Below are 19,386 nucleotides of genomic sequence, written 5' to 3'. Positions count from 1 at the left end.
CAAAACGACACGCCCCCTCCACCTGATTATCAGGGTTAAGGCGCGTTGGTTGACGTTAAACGCTTACGCATTAGTGGAGAGACTAATGGATCCGCGAGCAGTGTGCCTGCGGGCTCTTACCCTGTCAAGATGACAAAAAAGGGGAGCCGGTGGCTCCCCTTTGCGCATCACATGGTGATTAGGCGTTGTATTTACGCATCACCAGCGTGGCGTTGGTGCCGCCGAAGCCGAAGCTGTTGGACATTACGGTGGTCAGCTTAGCGTCCGTCGGTTTGGTGACGATGTTCAGGCCGGCAGCCTGCTCGTCGAGCTCTTCAACGTTGATGCTCGGCGCGATAAAGCCGTGCTCCAGCATCAGCAGGGAGTAAATGGCTTCCTGTACGCCCGCCGCGCCCAGCGAGTGGCCGGTCATCGCTTTAGTTGCCGAAATAGCCGGGCTGTTGTCGCCGAATACTTCGCGGATGGCGCCCAGCTCTTTCACGTCGCCGACCGGAGTGGAGGTACCGTGGGAGTTCAGATAGTCGATCGGCGTATCAACGCCATGCATCGCCATCTGCATGCAGCGCACTGCGCCTTCACCAGACGGGGCGACCATGTCCGCGCCATCGGAGGTCGCGCCATAGCCGACGATTTCGGCATAGATGTGCGCGCCACGCGCCAGGGCGTGTTCCAGCTCTTCCACCACGACCATACCGCCGCCGCCGGCGATAACGAAGCCGTCACGGTTAGCATCATAGGTACGGGACGCTTTTTCCGGGGTGTCATTGTATTTAGTGGACAGCGCGCCCATGGCGTCGAATTCGCAGGCCATTTCCCAGCACAGCTCTTCGCCGCCGCCGGCAAAGACGATGTCCTGTTTGCCCAGCTGGATCTGCTCTACCGCGTTACCAATACAGTGGGCGGAAGTGGCGCAGGCCGAGCTGATGGAGTAGTTAACGCCGTGAATTTTGAACGGCGTAGCGAGGCAGGCGGAAACGCCGGAAGCCATCGCTTTGGTGACCACATACGGGCCCACGGCTTTCAGACCACGCGGGCTACGCATGGCATCGGCGCCGAAGACCTGGAATTTCGGGGAACCGCCGCCGGAGCCTGCGATCAGGCCGACACGCGGGTTATTCTGATATGCTTCAGGCGCCAGACCTGCGTCGGCAACAGCCTGTTCCATGGACAGGTAAGCATAGATGGAGGCGTCGCTCATAAAGCGCACTACTTTGCGGTCAATGAGGCCAGTGGTATCCAGTTTGACGTTGCCCCATACGTGGCTGCGCATCCCTGAATCTTTAAGCTCCTGAGAGAAAGTGATCCCTGAACGTCCTTCACGCAGAGATGCCAGGACTTCCTGCTGGTTATTACCGATGCTGGAAACGATGCCCAAGCCAGTAATCACTGCACGTTTCATTAAATACCTCTGTAAGTCGCACTATTTTAAGTTTCGTGTCGCACAATAGCGTACACTTGTACGCCGAACAAGTCCGATCAGACATTTTGTGTATAAATTTGCGCCCTCAGGCACACATCGTTAAGATCGTGCTACGCCTTGTGATTCGAGTAACTTACGTGAAACAAAACGCCATACAACCCGCCAACCTGGAATTCAACGCTGAGGGTACACCTGTTTCCCGAGATTTCGACGATGTTTACTTTTCCAATGACAACGGTCTGGAAGAGACTCGCTACGTTTTTCTCGGCGGAAATCGCCTGCCGGAGCGCTTCCCCAGCCACCCTCGCCCGCTGATGATCATCGCGGAGAGCGGCTTCGGCACCGGGCTCAATTTCCTCACCCTCTGGCAGGCGTTTGACGTTTTTGTTCGTGATAACCCGGACGTTACCTTGCAAAGGTTACATTTCATCAGTTTTGAAAAATATCCGCTGAAGGCTGAGGATCTCCGCCTGGCGCACCAGCGCTGGCCAGAGCTGGCTCCGTGGGCGCAGCAGCTGCAGGCGCAATGGCCGTCGGCCTTCGGCGGGTGCCATCGTCTGCTGCTCGACGGCGGGCGGGTGACGCTCGATCTGTGGTTTGGCGATATCAATGAGCTGACCAGGGAGCTGGATGATTCGCTGAACCAGCAGGTGGACGCCTGGTTTCTTGACGGCTTTGCCCCGGCGAAAAATCCCGACATGTGGACTCAGGATCTGTTCAGCGCTATGGCGCGCCTGGCGCGACCCGGCGGGACGCTGGCCACCTTTACCTCCGCCGGTTTTGTCCGCCGTGGCCTGCAGGAGGCCGGCTTTACCATGCGTAAAAGCAAAGGCTTCGGCCGCAAGCGGGAGATGCTGACCGGCGAGATGGCGCAAACGCTGAGCTTTCCTGCGCGCGCCCCCTGGTTCGCTCGCAGTAGCAGCGATGCCCGCGAGGCGGCCATCATCGGCGGCGGGATCGCCAGCGCCCTGCTCTCCCTGGCGCTGCTGCGCCGCGGCTGGCAGGTGACCCTTTACTGCGCCGATGAGGCTCCAGCGCAGGGCGCCTCCGGCAATCGCCAGGGCGCGCTGTATCCGCTGTTAAGTCAGCACGATCCGGCGCTGGCGCGCTTTTTTCCGGCCGCCTTTACCTTCGCCCGCCGAATGTATGACGCGCTGCCGGTGATGTTCGATCACCAATGGTGCGGTGTTACCCAGCTCGGCTGGGATGAGAAAAGCACGCATAAAATCGCCCAGATGCTGGCGCTGAATTTACCCCCGGACATCGCCTGCGCGGTGACGGCGGAACAGGTTGCCGGGCTGACCGGCGTCGATACCGGCTGCGGCGGCATCACCTATCCGGCCGGCGGCTGGCTGTGCCCGCAGCAGCTCACCGCCGAGCTGCTGGCGCTGGCGGCCACGCGCGGACTGCACGTGCACTATGGTTATCCCGTCGAAACGCTCAGCGCGGAGGGCGATGGCTGGCTGCTCAATCAGCAGCGCTATCATCAGGCGGTGGTTCTGGCGAACGGCCACCGCATCACTGGTTTTGCGCAAACCGCCCAACTGCCGGTCTACCCGGTTGGCGGCCAGGTCAGCCATATTCCCACCACCCCGCGGCTTGCCGCCCTGCGCCAGGTGCTGTGCTACGACGGCTACCTGACGCCACAGAATCCGCAAAATCAGCAGCACTGCATTGGCGCCAGCTACCACCGCGGGAAAACCGACACCACCTTCAGCGAAGAAGATCAGCAGCACAACCGGCAACGGCTGATCGACTGCTTCCCGGGCGCGGAGTGGCCACAGGACGTGGATATCAGCGCCAACGACGCTCGCTGCGGCGTGCGCTGCGCCACCCGCGATCATCTACCGATGGTCGGCAACGTGCCGGACTACGCGGCAACATTGACGCAATACGCCAGCCTCCACGAACAACCGGATATCGCCGATAGCGCGCCGGTCTGTCGTAACCTGTTTATGCTTGGCGCGCTCGGGTCGCGCGGACTTTGCACCGCGCCGTTAAGCGCTGAGCTGCTGGCGGCGCAAATGAGCGCGGAACCGCTGCCGCTGGATAGCGACACCCTGGCGGCGCTGAATCCGAATCGGCTGTGGGTGAGAAAACTGCTGAAGGGAAAAGCGGTGAAATAAAACCATGAGGGCAGGCAATTTCCCGGGTACGGCTGACGCCTGACCCGGGCTACAACATGGCTCAGGCCTGATTTTTCGCCTGTTGATACAGGTTATGCCACATCCCCTGCACCAGAATTTGGTCCGGCGGCGACAGTTCGCCAGCGCTGATGGCTTTCTCCAGGCTCTGGCTAACTCTGCTGTGTACCGCGTCAGCAGAATGCTCGCCCTCACCTTCCAGCTCAGCCACCGCCAGCGTCAGGTGGCCGCGCAGATAACCGCCGGCAAACAGTTCATCATCACTGGCGTGGTCTACCATGTTGTCAATCAGCGCCAGAATGCGTGATTCAAACTCCGCGATCATCATCTTACCTCTTGTCATGTAATGTGCGGCCTTAGTGCAGGTCTTCCGGCCACGGAAAGTGTTTCGCCGTCAATGGCGGCGTTTGATAATAGTGTTGTAACGCGCGAATAAAGCGCGCCGGACGTTCGGGGATCCCTTGTTCAAGTAAAGTCATCACCCGAGCATGCACCCGGCGCTGGAAGGCGATGCGATCGGGCTCAACGTCCCCTTCCAGATTGTCACAGCTGACGTTAAACGGAAATCCCGCCGCCACGCAGAACAGCCACTCAAAGGCCTGCGGTTTCACCTCGACATCCTCAAACTGGCTTTGGGTCATCGCATCGCGGCCGTCCGGGCAGTACCAGTAGCCAAAATCTACTTGTTCGCGACGCGCCTTGCCGGCGACACACCAGTGAGAGATCTCGTGCAGGGCGCTGGCAAAAAATCCGTGCGCAAACACGATACGGTGATAGGGCGTTTCATCGTCAGCCGGAAGGTAGATCGGCTCATCGTCGCCTTTAATCAGGCGGGTATTAAATTCTTCGGCAAAGCAGCTGTCGAAAAGGTCTATCAGCTGCTGATAATGGTGTTGCTGTTGCATTAATGAATTCCCAACCACTGCAAAATCTCAGCCCCGTGGCTGTCATAAAGAAGTTTCGCGCTCATCACCGCCGAGACGATAACGATCATCGGCCGGATCAGCGACTGCCCTTTACTCAGCACCAGCCGGGACCCGGCGCGGGCGCCAATAAACTGGCCGGCCATCATCACAAAGCCGGTGGCCCAGATAACCTTTCCACCGATGATAAACAGCAGCAGGCCGCCGACGTTTGAGGTGGCGTTCAGCAGCTTGGCATGGGCCGTCGACTTGGCAAGGTTAAACCCGGCCAGAGTGACAAAAGCCAGGGCGTAAAACGAACCGGCGCCAGGGCCGAAAAAGCCATCGTAAAACCCTACGCTACCGCCGGCGACCAGCGCAAACGGCAGACCGTAAAGCCGACGCTGCCGGTCGGCTTCGCCCAGTTTCGGCATCAGCAGGAAATAAAGACCGATGCCAATCACCAGCAACGGCAGGATCTGCTTCAGAATATCGGATTGCACGTGCTGCACCAGCAGCGCTCCGGCGGTTGAGCCGATAAAGGTCATCAGAATATTCAGCTTCTGATCGGCCAGATTAACCACCTTGCGGCGGACAAAATAGAGGGTCGCCGATAGCGACCCGCCGCAGGCCTGCAGCTTATTGGTCGCCAGCGCCTGGGCTGGCGGCATGCCGGCCGCCATCAGCGCAGGGACAGTCAATAAGCCCCCGCCTCCCGCCAGTGAGTCAATAAAACCGGCCAGGATGGCGACAAAGAAGAGTACCACCAGCACCAGCGGCGATACGGCAAACAACTCGATAAAACTATCCATTACAGCACATGCTCATCCAGTAGCGCCTGGCAGGAAGGCGGCAGCGGCGGCGGCGTCTTCTTCACAGGGGGGGTAGACCCGGGTTTAGGTGGTTCGAACCAGCTCTGCAGCTCCGCTCCGCAGCCATCGCCGGGCGGCGGCGGCGCCTGATCCTCGCACTCCAGACTTCCCGCCGGGCAACGCAGTCGGACGTGCATATGAGCGCGATGCTGGAACCAGGGACGGACTTTACGCAGCCACTGGCGGTCGCTGCCCGCGTCCAGGCACAGCTGCTGTTTAATCGCCGGGTTGACGAAGATGCGGGTAACTTCGCTATCTTCCGCCGCCAGCTTGATAAGCTGGCTGATTTGCGGGCTCCATAGCGACGGCACCACATGCTTGCCATCGCTGGCGACCAGGTCCAGCGCCTGCGGCTTCAACAGCTGGGACGATGTCCAGCGCGTTTGCGGCAGCTGAAGGAAGATATCGACATCGAGGCCCGTCTGGTGGCTGGCGTGCCCGCCGTTAAAGCGCCCGCCCGCCGGCATCCCCATGTCGCCAATCAGCACGGTTCCCATACCTTTATTGTGCACCTGATTACTCAGGCGCTGAATAAACTGAACCAGATCCGGATGACCGAAGTAGCGACGCTGATCGGTACGCATCACCTGATAGCCGGGGGCACTCAGGGGGAGCGCCTCGGCGCCAACGATACAGCCATTGGAAAACGCGCCGATTGACTGGGCGCTGCCGTCGATCGGTTGGGTTATTTTCTGCCATGGCGTGGCGGCCAGGCTACCGGCGCTAGCCAACAGCGCAAGCAGTGCGATAACGGTGTTTTTCATGGTTACCAGCGTGGAATTGTCGTCGTCACGTCGCCATTCTGCGCGCGCTGACGCATAAAGTGATCCATCAGAACGATCGCCAGCATCGCCTCAGCGATCGGTACGGCGCGGATGCCGACGCACGGATCGTGACGCCCTTTGGTGATCATCTCCACTTCTTCGCCAAAGCGGTTAATCGTATGACCGGGAACGGTAATACTGGAGGTAGGCTTCAGCGCGATGTTGGCAACGATCTGCTGGCCGCTGCTGATGCCGCCAAGAATGCCGCCGGCGTGGTTGCTCTGGAACCCGGCTTTGGTGATCTCATCGCGGTTTTCGCTGCCGCGCAGCTTCACCACCTCGAAGCCGTCGCCAATTTCCACCCCTTTCACGGCGTTGATGCTCATCAGCGCGTGGGCGATATCGGCATCCAGGCGGTCGAAGACCGGCTCGCCGAGGCCTGGCGGTACGCCGTCAGCCACTACCGTCACTTTCGCGCCAATGGAGTCGCCCTCTTTTTTCAGGCCGCGCATCAGTTCATCCAGGGCGTCGATTTTATCCGGGTCCGGACAGAAGAAGGGGTTCTGCTCAACCTGATCCCAATCTTTGATGGCCAGCGGAATATCGCCCATCTGCGTCAGGCAGCCGCGAATGACGATGCCGAACTTCGCGGCAAGGTATTTTTTGGCAATCGCCCCGGCCGCTACGCGCATCGCGGTTTCGCGCGCAGAAGAACGACCGCCGCCGCGATAGTCGCGCAGACCATACTTTTGCTCGTAGGTGTAATCGGCGTGGCCCGGACGGAACAGATCTTTGATCGCGCCGTAATCCTGCGAACGCTGATCGGTGTTCTCAATCAGCAGACCGATACTGGTCCCGGTGGTAACGCCTTCGAAGACGCCGGAGAGGATTTTGACCTGATCCGGCTCGCGACGCTGCGTGGTGTAACGCGAGGTACCCGGGCGACGACGATCGAGGTCGTGCTGCAGGTCGGCTTCGGTCAGCGGAATGCCCGGCGGCACGCCGTCAACGATGCAGCCCAGCGCCAGACCGTGCGATTCGCCGAAGGTAGTGACGCGAAAGAGTTGTCCAATTGTATTTCCTGCCATCACGGCTCCAATCTTTTTCGTTATGTTGGCGTGTTGTTTTTTTAGTCTTTATAAATACCGAAGTGCGCACGGGCGTCAATCAGCTGCTGTTTGGTCAGCATAAAGACCCCGTCGCCGCCGTTATCAAACTCAAGCCAGGTAAACGGCACATCCGGATACTGCTCCATCAGATGTACCATGCTGTTACCGACTTCACAAATCAGAATCCCGTCGTCGCTGAGATAATCCGGCGCGTTGCCGAGGATACGGCGCGTTAGCTTCAGGCCGTCGCTTCCGGAGGCCAGCCCCAGCACCGGCTCATGCTCATACTCTTCCGGCAGATCGGCCATGTCCTCTTCATCGACATACGGCGGATTGGTGACGATCAGATCGTACTGCAGCTTCGGCAGATCGCGGAACAGGTCGGAACGGATCGGCGTAACGTGATGGATCAGGCCATGGGACTCAACGTTGTGCTCGGCGACGGCCAGCGCGTCCGGGGAGATATCTACCGCATCGACTTCCGCCTCCGGGAAGGCATAGGCGCAGGCGATGGCGATGCAGCCGCTACCGGTGCACATATCAAGGATGTGCTGCGGCTTATGGTTAATCAGTCCGGCAAACTGGTTATTGATCAGTTCGCCAATCGGGGAGCGCGGCACCAGCACCCGCTCATCAACGTAAAACTCATGGCCGCAGAACCACGCTTTGTTGGTCAGATAGGCGACGGGAATACGCTCGTTCACGCGGCGAATCACCCGCTCTACAATGCGGTGTTTCTCGCTGGAGGTCAGGCGCGCAGTGCGCATGTCTTCCGGGATATCCAGCGGCAGATACAGTGAAGGCAGCACCAGCTGTACCGCCTCGTCCCACGGGTTATCAGTCCCGTGACCGTACCAGATATTAGCAGCGCTGAAACGGCTTACCGCCCAGCGCAGCATGTCCTGAATGGTATGCAGCTCATTGACTGCCTCATCAACAAAAATTTTATCCACGACATCCTCCAGGGCACACTCTGCTATAAATTCGGCGGCTAGTGTGCCATGAAGACGGCGATAAATCAGCATTCTTGCGATAAGGGGCGGGGGAAAAAACAGGTTTTCCTTGCCCGAAGGGATATTGAGTCGGGTAAACTAGCGCAAAGTATGAATGAGAGCGGACAATGAAAAAGAAGACATCGCTTAGCGAGGAGGATCAGGCGCTGTTCCGTCAGCTGATGACCGGCACGCGGAAGATCAAACAGGACACTATTGTTCACCGCCCGCAGCGCAAGAAAATTACCGAGGTTGCTCCTAAGCGTTTGCTGCAGGAACAGGTCGATAACAGCCACTATTTTTCCGATGAGTTTCAACCGCTACTGAATACCGAAGGCTCGACGAAATATGTCCGCCCCGACGTCAGCCATTTCGAGCTGAAAAAGCTGCGCCGTGGAGATTATTCGCCGGAGCTGTTCCTCGATCTGCATGGGCTTACCCAGCAGCAGGCCAAACAGGAGCTGGGCGCGCTAATTGCCGCCTGCCGCCGCGAGCATGTGTTTTGCGCCTGCGTGATGCACGGGCACGGGAAACACATCCTCAAACAGCAAACCCCGCTGTGGCTGGCGCAACATCCGCATATTATGGCGTTTCACCAGGCACCAAAAGAGTACGGCGGTGACGCCGCACTGCTGATATTGATTGAGGTCGAGGAGTGGCAACCGCCGGAGCTGCCGTAACGGCGGGCTCCGGGGGGCCGTCAGATGGCGTTGGCCATCTTGAGGTTGCAGGGGCTTTTCTGCCAGAGGAACTCACCTTTGCCGTCGGCATCCAGCGTCACGCAGGCGATAGCCGAGGTGGTGAACATCGGGGGCGTTTCCCCCGGACACAGCTCTGAGACCAGATACCCCACCAGCGGCAGGTGGGAGACAACCAGCGCCGTCGCCACGCCTTCATTCGCCAGCGCCTGCAGATAGGCGCTCACCATTCCCACATCACCGCACGGCGTGAGCTCCGGCATCACGTCGACATGTTTCGGCAGGTTCATGCACTCCCCAACAATATCCAGCGTCTGTTCCGCACGCAGATAGGGACTGACAAGAACGCGCTCAATATCCACTTTTTGACCTTTCAGCCAGGTTGCCATCTGACGAGACTCATCACAACCGCATACGGTTAATGGACGAACCGAGTCACTGGCTGCATCGAGGGCAGCGTCGCCGTGACGCATAATAAAAACTTGCATATTGCACCGCTTTTGTTAACCAGAAGCACCGTAGTTTGGCCTGCGAAGACAATACGCAGGTGACCCGGTGGCCGGGCATTGTGCCTGATCCATTCCACGAATGAAACGCTGTTTTTTACCTCAATGGCGTAAGTATAGTCAATCATTGTTTACAAAACAGCCAATCAACAGCGTCGTCCGCAGCCGGATTTACCTTCTTTGACCACAACTTAGGTCAGCCGTTCATCCGCTGGCCAAAAGGTGGTCCCCTGTTCGGCCATGCGTAATAAAGTGTCACAGGGTGTAAAACGTGGGCCGAACTGGGCGGCCAGGCGCTGCAGGATCGCGGCAACTTCACCCGCGCCGATAGTATCCATATACCGGAACGGGCCGCCAAGAAATGGCGGAAACCCTATACCAAAGACGGCGCCGATATCGCCATCGCGCGCGCTCCGGATAATCTGCTCATCAAAGCAGCGCGCCGCTTCGTTAAGCATCATCATCACACAGCGCTCCGCCACCTGCTGCGCGGAGAGCCGCGACTGCGGGCGGCCGATGCCGAGCAGCGGATAGACTGCCGGGTCGGGCCGTTTTTTGCTTTTACGCCCTTTTGTCTCGTAAAGATAGAAACCACGATTATTTTTTCTGCCTTTGCGATCGTCCTTCAAAATCGCGTCAATGATGTTTGCAGGCGGGCTAAAACGTTCTCCAAACGCGCTCTCCAGCACAGGGATAATTTTGGTGCCGGTATCGATACCCACCTCATCCAGCAGTTGAATCGGCCCCACCGGGAAACCGAATTTAACCAACGCGTTATCAATGACTTCAATCGGTTCGCCTTCCACCAGCAGGCGCATCGCTTCATTGATATACGGCGCGAGGATACGGTTCACATAGAACCCCGCTTTATCTGCGACAACAATCGGCGTTTTCCCCTGCCGTTTAGCCAGCTGCACCACGGTGGCGATAGTCTGCGGGTCGGTTCCCTTGTGCGGGATCACCTCAACCAGCGGCATTTTTTCCACCGGACTGAAAAAATGCAGGCCGATTACCTGCCCCGGGCGGCTGGCGTGAACGGCAATATCGCCGATTGGCAACGATGAGGTATTCGACGCAAAGATGGTCTGCGGCCCGCCGTATTGTTCCACTTCGCTGACCATCCGCTGTTTGAGAGCCAGGTCTTCAAATACCGCCTCGATCACCACATCGCGATGAGCAAAGCCCTGATAGTCGGTAGTGCCGGAGATCAGCGCCATCTGACGATCGCGCTCCACTGGGCGCAGTCGACGCTGACGAACCTGTTTATTCAGCAGATCCCAGCTGTACTTTAAGGCGTGGTTGATGCCACGCGGCTGGATATCTTTAATCCGCACCGGCAGCCCACCCTTACAGGCGGTCACATAGGCGATCCCCCCGCCCATCAAGCCACCGCCCAGTACTGCAACGCTTCTCAGCGGAGCGGGTTCCGCCTCGGCGCCACGGTCTTTTTTCAGATCGGTACTGGCAAAGAAGATCGATCGCAGCGCCTGCGACTGCGGGCTCATCGCCAGTTCGCCAAATGCGCGCGCCTCTTCAGCGTATCCGCTGCTGCAGCCATGGGCCAGACCATTCTCGACGACCTGCAAGATTCGCTTCACCGCCGGGTAATTTCCCTGCGTTTTGCGCTGCGTTTGTTTACCGACAAACTGGAATAACAGATGGCGCCCCAGGGGCCCTGCCAGTACGCGTTCACGAACAGGCACCTCCCGGCTGGTCGGTCGTCCCTTCAGCGCCAACTCCACCGCCGCCTGCAGTAAAATCGCCTGCGGCACCACCTCGTCCACCAGACCGGCCTTCAGCGCCTGCCGCGGCCGCAGCTGCTTGCCGGTGAGCATCATATCCAGCGCGGTGCTGACCCCGATCAGCCGCGGTAAACGCTGCGTCCCGCCGGAACCCGGCAGCAGGCCAAGCTGTACCTCCGGCAAGCCGAGTCGGGTTTTTTCGTCATCGCTACAGATACGGCCATGACAGGCCAGCGCCAGCTCCAGACCGCCGCCAAGGCAGGCGCCGTGGATAGCGGCAATCACCGGGATCGACAGGCCATGGATCTCAGCCATAATCTGCTGTCCCTGGCGCGCCAGCGCTTCCGCCTCCTGCGCGCTGCGGCAGCGGGCAATCATGTTGATATCAGCGCCGGCGATAAAGTTATCCGCTTTGGCGGAGATAAATACTACGCCGCGCACTGACTTATCGTCACGTAACTGGCGTATCAATCCCCGTACCTGACTGCCAAATTCGGCTTTCAGGGTATTCATTTTTTCACCCGGGGCATCAATGGTGATCACCGCGATTTTGTCCGCACGGACCTCAAGCTTAAAAGCGGAAACAGTATCCATTATTCAGCCTCCACGATCATCGCCGCACCCAGACCACCTGCCGCGCAGGCCGTCACCAAACCAAATCCCCCGCCCCGTCGCCGCAGCTCATGCAGCGTCTGGGTGATCATCCGCGCGCCGGTGGCGGCGAAGGGGTGACCGTAGGCGATAGAGCCGCCGAGGACGTTAAACTTGCTTTCATCTACCTCACCGGTGGCCTGCGAGCGGCCCAGCACCTCGCGGGCAAAGCGGTCGCTTGCCAGACACTGGAGATTGGCCAGCGTCTGCGCGGCGAAAGCTTCGTGCATATCGATAAGCGTGAGATCCGCCAGCGTCAGGCCAGCGCGCTCCAGCGCCAGCGGCGTGGACCACGCGGGCCCCAGCAGCATATCCTGCCAGACGTCGATGGCGGTAAAGGCGTAGCTGCGCAGATAGCCCAGCGGCCTCAGCCCCAGCTCTTTAGCCCGCGACTCGGTCATCAGGATCACCGCTGCCGCGCCGTCCGTCAGCGGCGTACTGTTGGCAGCGGTGACGGTGCCATGTTTGCGGTCAAAGGCCGGGCGTAACTTCTGATAATCTGCGAGCGTTGAATTTTTACGAATATTGTTGTCCTGCTCGAGCGGTTCGCGGAAAGGGGGAGCATAGGCGGTCATCACCTCTGCGGACAGTTTACCCTCTTCCCAGGCTTTCGCTGCCAGCTGGTGCGAACGATGCGCCAGGGCATCCTGTTGCTCGCGGGAGATCCCCCAGCTTTTCGCCATCTGCTCGGCGGTATCGCCCATCCGCAATCCGGTTGAATATTCAGCCACCGCCGGGGGGACCGGCAGCAGGTCGCGTGGCCGCAGACGGGAAAACAGCTTCAGCTTTTGGCTCAGCGTGCGTGCCTTATTGGCATCCACTAGCGTGCGGGCCAGCGTTTTACTGACCCCAATGGGCAGGACAGAGGAGGAGTCGGCGCCGCCGGCAATACCGGCGCGGATGGTGCCGGCCATCAGGCTTTCAGCGACGTTCGCCACGGCCTGGAAACTGGTGGCGCAGGCGCGGCTGACGCTATAGGCGTCGGTATGTACGCTCATGCCGGTACCCAGCACAATTTCCCGGGCGATGTTCGGCGCTTCCGGCATCTGCACCACCTGGCCAAAGACCAGTTGCTCGATGACTTCGGCAGGAATGTCGCTGCGCGCCAGCATCTCGCCAACCACCATTTTTCCTAAATCAATGGCCGGAACGCCATGAAAAGCCGTAGCCTGACGAGCAAATGGCGTGCGTAGCCCCGTGACAATGGCAATGCGATCGCCCTGACGGGTGATAAGCGGTAATGCCTGACTCATAACACTCCCCTGTTAACCAAGACAACCAAGTGGTCTGACCTGATAACATTCTTAACTAATTTTTTACATTAAGCCAATCGGAGAAGCGCAAAATTGCGAGCCAAAACACAGTGAAAAGAAAAGGAAACGCCCCTAATCAGGGGCGTCGAGGGGGAAGGATTAACGTAAGCCCAGCTGGAAGATCAGGGATTCTGCTTCGCAGCTGAAAACAAAATCGATATCCAGCTGCACACCGCCGTCAACGTCAGTGAAGGTTGGGTTAATTTGGCACGGCTCAGATTCGACATTGCGGGCTTTTTCGCTTAACGCGGCGAGCGTTTGCTCGGCTTCAGCGCGGTTGGCGAATACGCGGCTGTAGGAGGCGGTGCAGTCGGTGTTGTCAACAATCGTGCCAACATCCATACAGCAGCAAACCGGGGTTTCATCAGCGCTACATTTACTCATCGTAGATTTCCTCTGGAGATGCACCTTCGGTGCCAGAAAAATTATGTGCCTATTTTACGCCCTGTCCCCGGTGAGCCTCCAGCCGAGAATCGCTCTGCCGGCGTTAAGTGACAGAAATCACACTTAAAAATGATCTAAAACAAAAATCCCCTTCTGTCCCCCTTGCTCTCTCCGAGATTTTTGCCAGCTGGATCGCGTTTCTGTTATCACAATTGAAAAACTTCATAAACATACTTGCAACAAATCATCTGGTCAGACCTATACTCAGCGCACTGGTCTGATTTCTTGGTTGTACCGCAGACCCTACACTCCCGCGCTTCTGTTACGGCATGTAACATAGTTTAAAAAAAAATAACTCAATGAGGTTATGGGCATGAGCCAGAAAACCCGCTTTACCCAATCTGCCCTTGCAGTGGCTGTCGCACTTGTTTCCACCCAGGCCTGGTCAGCAGGCTTCCAGCTCAACGAATTCTCTGCATCGGGGCTGGGTCGTGCCTATTCCGGTGAAGGGGCGATCGCTGACGATGCTGGTAATGCCAGTCGTAACCCGGCATTAATTATGATGTTTGACCGCCCGACCATGTCGGCGGGCGCCGTGTTTGTCGACCCGGGCGTTAATGTTTCGGGCACCTCTCCCACCGGCAAGAGCCTGAAAGCAGACAATATCGCCCCGACGGCGTGGGTGCCCAACTTCCACTTTGTCGCGCCGATTAACGACCAATTTGGTTGGGGGGCGTCTATCACCTCTAACTATGGTCTGGCAACAGAGTATAACGATGATTATGCGGCCGGCAGCATGGGCGGTAAAACCGACCTGACCACCGCGAACTTCAACCTGAGCGGCGCCTACCGCCTCGACAGCAACTGGAGCTTCGGCTTAGGCTTTGACGCGGTCTACGCCAAGGCGAAGATCGAGCGCTATGCAGGCGATCTGGGGCAGATTGTCGCAGGCTCTGGCGCGCTGCCGCCGGCGCTGGCGGGCCAGGTAGCGAAGATCCCGGCCGACACGCAGATCGCCCATCTTAATGGCAACGCGTGGGGCTTCGGCTGGAACGCCGGGATCCTCTATGAGCTGGATAAGAATAACCGCTACGGTTTAACCTACCGTTCTGAGGTCAAGATCGACTTCGACGGTAACTACCGCAGCAGCCTGCCGGCGGCCTATAACCAGATCCTCGGCAACTTCGGCCTGCCGGCGGGCACCAGCGGCCAGACGACAAATGGTTCGCTAACCCTTAACCTGCCGGAAATGTGGGAGCTGTCCGGCTATAACCGCGTGGCGCCGCAGTGGGCGGTCCACTATAGCCTGACCTACACCAGCTGGAGTCAGTTCCAGGAGCTGAAAGCCACCGGCAGCAACGGCCAGACGCTGTTCTATAAAGAGGAAGGCTTCAAGGACGCCTATCGTCTTGCGCTGGGGACCACCTATTATTATGACGATAACTGGACCTTCCGTACCGGTATCGCCTTCGATGACAGCCCGGTGCCGGCTAATAACCGCTCTATCTCTATTCCGGACCAGGATCGCCTGTGGCTGAGCGCGGGTACCACCTACGCGTTCAATAAAGATGCCTCGGTTGACGTCGGCGTTTCATACATGCACGGGCAGCATGTTGAAATTAAGGAAGGCCCGTATACCTTCCGTTCCGAAGGAACCGCCTGGCTGTACGGCGCTAACTTCAACTACCGCTTCTGATAAGCAGCGCGCCACAAAAAAGGGTGAACATTATGTTCACCCTTTTTTTATCATTCGCCGATCACTGTGAATCGATATCCTTCAGCTCATCCTGAATAGCCTGAGCATTCGGGTTGTCCGCCGGGGTCAGCTTACCGCCGTTGGCGATAAAGTCATGACGCTGGAAGTAGGCTTCACGCATCAGAATGTAAGGGTCGGAAGACTGGCGCAGCAGGCCGTCGGAATCCAGCAGCTGAGCACGTGTCTCAATCCCTTCCACCGCCCATTTACCGATCGACATCGGCCAGGTCAGCCAGGAGAGCACCGGATACAAGCCATCGGCCATATCGCCGCCTTCGTCGCGCAGGGTAAAGCTTCCATAGAACGGCAACTGAACATACGGGCCATAGCCAACGCCATAATGCCCAAGCGTACTGCCGAAACGATGTGGCTCAACCCGCTGTAGCTGCGGATTCGCCATCCCGGCCACATCGATAAGCCCACCCATACCGAGAATGGTGTTCAGGAAGAAGCGGGTAAAATGCACCATACCTTTATAGGGGTCGCCCTGCAGGAAGTAGTTCACCATCACTGCCGGCTCTTCCAGGTTACTGGTAAAATTGCTTAACCCGTTGCGCGCCGGCTGTGGGACGTAGTCGCGCCATGCCACCGCGACGGGGCGAAGCACGTAAGGATCAACCACGTTAAAGTTGAAGTTAAACATCGTGCGGTTAAACCCTTCTAACGGGTCTGAGCGCCCCTGCGGCCGATCGCCAGAGCTGGAACTGGCACATCCCACCAGCAATGTGGCGCCAAGCGCAAGCGCCGACAGGCGATAATTCATAGATGTCTCCCTGGTTTTTATGGCTATCGCGAGTTGCCATCCATGACGGAAAGACAACGCTTCCGCCCGTAAAGATGTGAGCGATTGTAACAGCACGTTGAACGATGTCTATATCACCCAAGTTGTTGATTTGATCTTAGCCTGGGAATAACGAAATCGCGGGGCTCCTATTCTACCGGAGCGACAAAAATCTGACGTTACCATTTTTGCGATTTCAGAGTATGCCCAGCCAGACGGCAGGGAAAGCCGCTACGCTATAACTATACAGATTGATAGCGAGGGCCACGAAATGGATGAACTAGACAATAACAAATTAAAGGCAGAGGATGACGAAAGAGAAGTGGAAAGTGAGGAAAATCAGCGTGGTGAAGAGATCGAAGTAAATGAAGATCGCCTTCCCTCGCGGGCGATGGCGATCCATGAACATATTCGCCAGGAAGGGGAAAAAGAGATGGAGCGCGATGCGCTGGCCCTGCTATGGTCAGCGATTGCGGCCGGCCTGTCGATGGGGGCCTCCCTGCTGGCGAAGGGAATTTTTCACGTCAAACTGGAGGGGATCCCGGGCGGTTTTTTGCTGGAAAACCTCGGCTACACCTTCGGCTTTATTATCGTAATTATGGCCCGCCAGCAGCTGTTCACTGAAAATACGGTCACCGCCGTTCTGCCAGTGATGCATAATCCCACCCTCGGTAACGTCGGTTTGCTGATGCGGCTATGGTCGGTGGTGCTGGCGGGCAATCTCATCGGTACCGCGGTGGCCGCATGGGCCTTCAATTATATGCCTATTTTTGATGAGCCAACCCGTCAGGCCTTTGTCAGCATCGCCGAAGACGTAATGAAAAACAGTCCGACAGAGATGTTCGCCAATGCGATTATTTCCGGCTGGCTGGTCGCCACCATGGTCTGGATGTTTCCTGTCGCCGGCGCCGCCAAAATCGTGGTGATTATTCTCATGACCTGGCTTATCGCCCTGGCGGATACCACCCATATTGTGGTGGGCTCGGTCGAGATCCTTTATCTGGTGTTTAATGGAAATCTGCCCTGGAGCGACTTTATCTGGCCGTTCGCCCTGCCGACCCTGGCGGGAAATATCTGTGGCGGGACCTTCATCTTCGCACTGCTGAGCCATGCGCAGATCCGTAACGATATGAGCAGCAAGCGAAAAGCGGAAGCCCGCGCCCAGGCGGCGGAGAAAGGGAAAAAGGCCGACCGGGCATAAAAAAGCGCCCTGAGTGGCGAGGGTTTAAGCAGTCAGACGGTATGGCTCTTACTCAGGCGGGCAAAAAACGCTATACTCGTGCCGCCTTGTCCCCTTAGTTAAATGGATATAACGAGCCCCTCCTAAGGGCTAGTTGCAGGTTCGATTCCTGCAGGGGACACCATATAAACGTTGCCCGCCATTCACCACGATGACCTAAACGCCAGCCAGAACGTATTCTTCTCGTAATCATAATTAGCCAACGATTTCAGTATGGTTAGTCCTGCCAGAAAGGAACGTGTCTTTGTCGATCACGCACACAATAAACCGACAGCAACGCGCATTTCTGCGTACAATACCTTCTGAATTTTTCAGTCACTAGCCGCGACCTTTTACAACCTTCTCTGGACGATACAGGATCCAGGCGTTGATATGAAACAGATCACCCTCAGCGATATGCAGCAGCAGAGCGAAGCGGCAGCCAGTGCTCCGCGCCTGCGTGCCCATCGCATTTTTCATCCTGAACTGAGCGACCCGATACAGCGTCTGGCCATCGCCATGGAACCCGGCACCTATATCCGCCCGCACCGGCACAGACATACCTTCGAACTTTTACTGCCGCTGAAAGGCCGATTTGTAGTGCTGAATTTTGATGACCACGGCGTGGTCACCAACCGGGTGGTGCTGGGTGAAACCTGTACGGCGCTGGAAATGGAGGCTGGCACCTGGCATACGGTGCTCTCGCTCGACGCAGGCGGCATGGTATTTGAAGTCAAACAAGGCGCTTATCAACCGCTTGCCGAAATGGACACTATGGCCTGGGCGCCTGCTGAAGGCCAGCCAGGCACTGCCGAAATGATGGCCTGGTATGCCATCGCGCAACCGGGTGACCGCTTCCTGTCTATGCCGCAATAACTACAGGTAGGTTCGACAGGCGCCGCAGGCGTCTGTTTGATACTTCCTGCCGACCACAAAGTTTGCCAAATTGACCGTCCCTTTTTTCGTGCTCTGCTCATACTCACCTTAAATATTGCTGCTAAACAGGAAGAAACGCTTATATTCAGCAAACTATTTTTCTCTACGAATAAGAGATGATAAGATAACGGGAAAGAGTAAATATGCGGCAGCAAAACAATAAAAACAGCCAATTTATCGATATATTATTCTCAATGTGAATGGATTTTGTTAATCAGGTAAAGGAAGTCAGCAGAAAAAATAAATCATTGTCATTGATACTTTTGCTCACCATGGCGATTTATTTTTTCATCGACATACAATTCTTATGAATATTACAGAACGGAATATCTGGAAGCTAAATAATTTACCGCCAATGGAGTATTGCTCTCTGGCGCGGGCGCAAAAATTATTAAACTGCGAACTGGAAGACATTCTTCACTGGCATGATATTGGCGCAATCAATCTATGTCTTAAGCTTAACCCAACGCCGGGAATATTAAAAATCGCCGTCCTCTCCCATCAGGAAAAAGAGGTAACCAGCGCGTTTAATCCATTTACCTCAGTCGAGGCAGGAGAAACAGTCTGGTCGCATCACTCCCATATCCGCAGCATTCTGCGGCTTGAAGGCGATATTCCGACGATGGAAACCCTGCGCGGAAATACGGTAACCCAGTTCAACGTAAAGGTATTTGCTTCAGGGCTCTGGCATCCACACTGTCGGAACCTAATGGCGCTGCTGGAGGCGCCAGATGATATTCTTTTCGAAAACCGCCTCAGCATGATGCTGCCGGATAAACCATTTGTTTATTGTCATTTCATTCCAGAGGAAGACGAACGCCCCTCGATATCATTGAACCGCATCTATATCACCAGCCAGGCCATTGAGAAAATATATGCCCACAGTATTAGCGCCCGGCCTATGGACGTGACGAAAAATCCGCTACTGGATCAAACCCGTTACATCCAGCAGGAATTAACCGTCCTGCCGCAAAGTGAGGTATTGCTGGAATTTATCCATTATCTTGTTCAGTCCCATACTGTATTTAATGAGAAGTTGCAGAATATGGCTGAGCCAGACAAGACTCAGCTCTTTCATCACGTGCTGGAAAGGCTTAAGGAAGAAGGCATGCTTATAGAGAATGCCCAGCCCGATGAAGGCGATATCGGCAGCGAAGCCAGCCGTGAGTCGCAGTTCGCCGGCGAGTAACGCAGTCC

18 protein-coding genes and 1 tRNA gene are annotated in these 19,386 nt (G+C 57.0%); 7 read left to right on the top strand and 12 right to left on the bottom strand.

The features are described 5' to 3' along the window. Positions 1-178: 178 nt before the first annotated feature. Entirely contained in the window at positions 179-1,399 is a 1,221-nt protein-coding gene (fabB, locus tag LPQ25_RS07280) for a beta-ketoacyl-ACP synthase I (RefSeq protein ID WP_002913291.1), read from the bottom strand. A 158-nt stretch (positions 1,400-1,557) separates the two neighbouring features. Here fabB and mnmC point away from each other — a divergent pair, with 158 nt between their 5' ends. Beyond that, positions 1,558-3,546: a bifunctional tRNA (5-methylaminomethyl-2-thiouridine)(34)-methyltransferase MnmC2/FAD-dependent 5-carboxymethylaminomethyl-2-thiouridine(34) oxidoreductase MnmC1 gene (gene mnmC / locus LPQ25_RS07275; RefSeq protein ID WP_014907150.1), complete on the top strand. Its 1,989-nt coding sequence runs from the start codon at positions 1,558-1,560 to the stop codon at positions 3,544-3,546. A 61-nt stretch (positions 3,547-3,607) separates the two neighbouring features. Here the strand turns inward: mnmC and LPQ25_RS07270 are convergent, their stop codons facing one another. The 6 genes from LPQ25_RS07270 to prmB are packed head-to-tail and all read right to left on the bottom strand — an operon-like array spanning position 3,608 to position 8,164. Then, a complete protein-coding gene (locus LPQ25_RS07270; protein WP_002913338.1) occupies positions 3,608-3,889 on the bottom strand; it encodes a YfcL family protein in 282 nt (93 codons plus the stop codon). Positions 3,890-3,920: 31 nt separating this feature from the next. Then, on the bottom strand, positions 3,921-4,469 hold the full coding sequence (locus tag LPQ25_RS07265; RefSeq protein WP_002913339.1) for an elongation factor P hydroxylase: 549 nt from the start codon (positions 4,467-4,469) through the stop codon (positions 3,921-3,923). Further along, complete coding sequence (locus LPQ25_RS07260; protein WP_002913340.1) at positions 4,469-5,278, bottom strand: sulfite exporter TauE/SafE family protein; 810 nt, start codon at positions 5,276-5,278, stop codon at positions 4,469-4,471. The genes LPQ25_RS07265 and LPQ25_RS07260 overlap by 1 nt, the downstream gene beginning before the upstream one ends. After that, positions 5,278-6,102 (bottom strand): penicillin-insensitive murein endopeptidase, encoded by an 825-nt coding sequence (gene mepA, locus LPQ25_RS07255; protein ID WP_014907149.1) that lies wholly within the window; start codon positions 6,100-6,102, stop codon positions 5,278-5,280. Before mepA ends, LPQ25_RS07260 begins: the two co-directional genes overlap by 1 nt. A 2-nt stretch (positions 6,103-6,104) precedes the next feature. Continuing rightward, positions 6,105-7,190 (bottom strand): chorismate synthase, encoded by a 1,086-nt coding sequence (gene aroC, locus LPQ25_RS07250; protein WP_002913342.1) that lies wholly within the window; start codon positions 7,188-7,190, stop codon positions 6,105-6,107. A gap of 41 nt (positions 7,191-7,231) precedes the next feature. Continuing rightward, positions 7,232-8,164, bottom strand: coding sequence for a 50S ribosomal protein L3 N(5)-glutamine methyltransferase (gene prmB / locus LPQ25_RS07245; RefSeq protein ID WP_002913346.1), 933 nt, complete (start codon positions 8,162-8,164; stop codon positions 7,232-7,234). Positions 8,165-8,331: 167 nt separating this feature from the next. On the opposite strand from prmB, the gene smrB reads away from it, so the two are divergent. After that, complete coding sequence (smrB, locus tag LPQ25_RS07240; RefSeq protein ID WP_002913348.1) at positions 8,332-8,883, top strand: endonuclease SmrB; 552 nt, start codon at positions 8,332-8,334, stop codon at positions 8,881-8,883. Positions 8,884-8,903: 20 nt separating this feature from the next. Here smrB and sixA read toward each other — a convergent pair whose 3' ends face one another. The 4 genes from sixA to LPQ25_RS07220 all read right to left on the bottom strand — a co-directional run bounded on the left by sixA (position 8,904) and on the right by LPQ25_RS07220 (position 13,497). Then, on the bottom strand, positions 8,904-9,389 hold the full coding sequence (gene sixA, locus LPQ25_RS07235) for a phosphohistidine phosphatase SixA (RefSeq protein WP_002913355.1): 486 nt from the start codon (positions 9,387-9,389) through the stop codon (positions 8,904-8,906). A gap of 209 nt (positions 9,390-9,598) precedes the next feature. After that, positions 9,599-11,743, bottom strand: a complete 2,145-nt coding sequence (fadJ, locus tag LPQ25_RS07230; protein WP_014907148.1) for a fatty acid oxidation complex subunit alpha FadJ — start codon at positions 11,741-11,743, stop codon at positions 9,599-9,601. Further along, positions 11,743-13,053: an acetyl-CoA C-acyltransferase FadI gene (fadI, locus tag LPQ25_RS07225; RefSeq protein WP_002913358.1), complete on the bottom strand. Its 1,311-nt coding sequence runs from the start codon at positions 13,051-13,053 to the stop codon at positions 11,743-11,745. Before fadI ends, fadJ begins: the two co-directional genes overlap by 1 nt. A gap of 159 nt (positions 13,054-13,212) precedes the next feature. After that, positions 13,213-13,497: a YfcZ/YiiS family protein gene (locus LPQ25_RS07220; protein ID WP_002913359.1), complete on the bottom strand. Its 285-nt coding sequence runs from the start codon at positions 13,495-13,497 to the stop codon at positions 13,213-13,215. A 373-nt stretch (positions 13,498-13,870) separates the two neighbouring features. Here LPQ25_RS07220 and fadL point away from each other — a divergent pair, with 373 nt between their 5' ends. Continuing rightward, positions 13,871-15,193: a long-chain fatty acid transporter FadL gene (gene fadL / locus LPQ25_RS07215; RefSeq protein ID WP_002913360.1), complete on the top strand. Its 1,323-nt coding sequence runs from the start codon at positions 13,871-13,873 to the stop codon at positions 15,191-15,193. Between the two features lie 61 nt (positions 15,194-15,254). On the opposite strand, the gene mlaA is transcribed toward fadL, so the two are convergent. Then, positions 15,255-16,016: a phospholipid-binding lipoprotein MlaA gene (mlaA, locus tag LPQ25_RS07210; RefSeq protein WP_002913362.1), complete on the bottom strand. Its 762-nt coding sequence runs from the start codon at positions 16,014-16,016 to the stop codon at positions 15,255-15,257. Positions 16,017-16,305: 289 nt separating this feature from the next. On the opposite strand from mlaA, the gene LPQ25_RS07205 reads away from it, so the two are divergent. From LPQ25_RS07205 to LPQ25_RS07190, 4 genes are all read left to right on the top strand, one after another. Beyond that, complete coding sequence (locus LPQ25_RS07205) at positions 16,306-17,235, top strand: formate/nitrite transporter family protein (RefSeq protein WP_004149224.1); 930 nt, start codon at positions 16,306-16,308, stop codon at positions 17,233-17,235. An 88-nt stretch (positions 17,236-17,323) separates the two neighbouring features. Next, positions 17,324-17,398 (top strand) — tRNA-Arg (locus LPQ25_RS07200). Positions 17,399-17,646: 248 nt separating this feature from the next. Continuing rightward, positions 17,647-18,129 carry a WbuC family cupin fold metalloprotein gene (locus LPQ25_RS07195; protein WP_234599507.1) on the top strand — a complete coding sequence of 161 codons (483 nt, stop codon included), beginning with the start codon at positions 17,647-17,649 and terminating at the stop codon, positions 18,127-18,129. 367 nt (positions 18,130-18,496) lie between these two features. After that, positions 18,497-19,378 carry a hypothetical protein gene (locus LPQ25_RS07190; RefSeq protein ID WP_004149226.1) on the top strand — a complete coding sequence of 294 codons (882 nt, stop codon included), beginning with the start codon at positions 18,497-18,499 and terminating at the stop codon, positions 19,376-19,378. Positions 19,379-19,386 lie beyond the last annotated feature (8 nt).

This window comes from Klebsiella sp. KPN54798 (assembly GCF_021184225.1).
Lineage (GTDB): Bacteria > Pseudomonadota > Gammaproteobacteria > Enterobacterales > Enterobacteriaceae > Klebsiella > Klebsiella pneumoniae.
The sequence above is the reverse complement of the archived record's forward strand: the minus strand, read 5'-3'. Positions and strand labels throughout refer to the sequence as shown.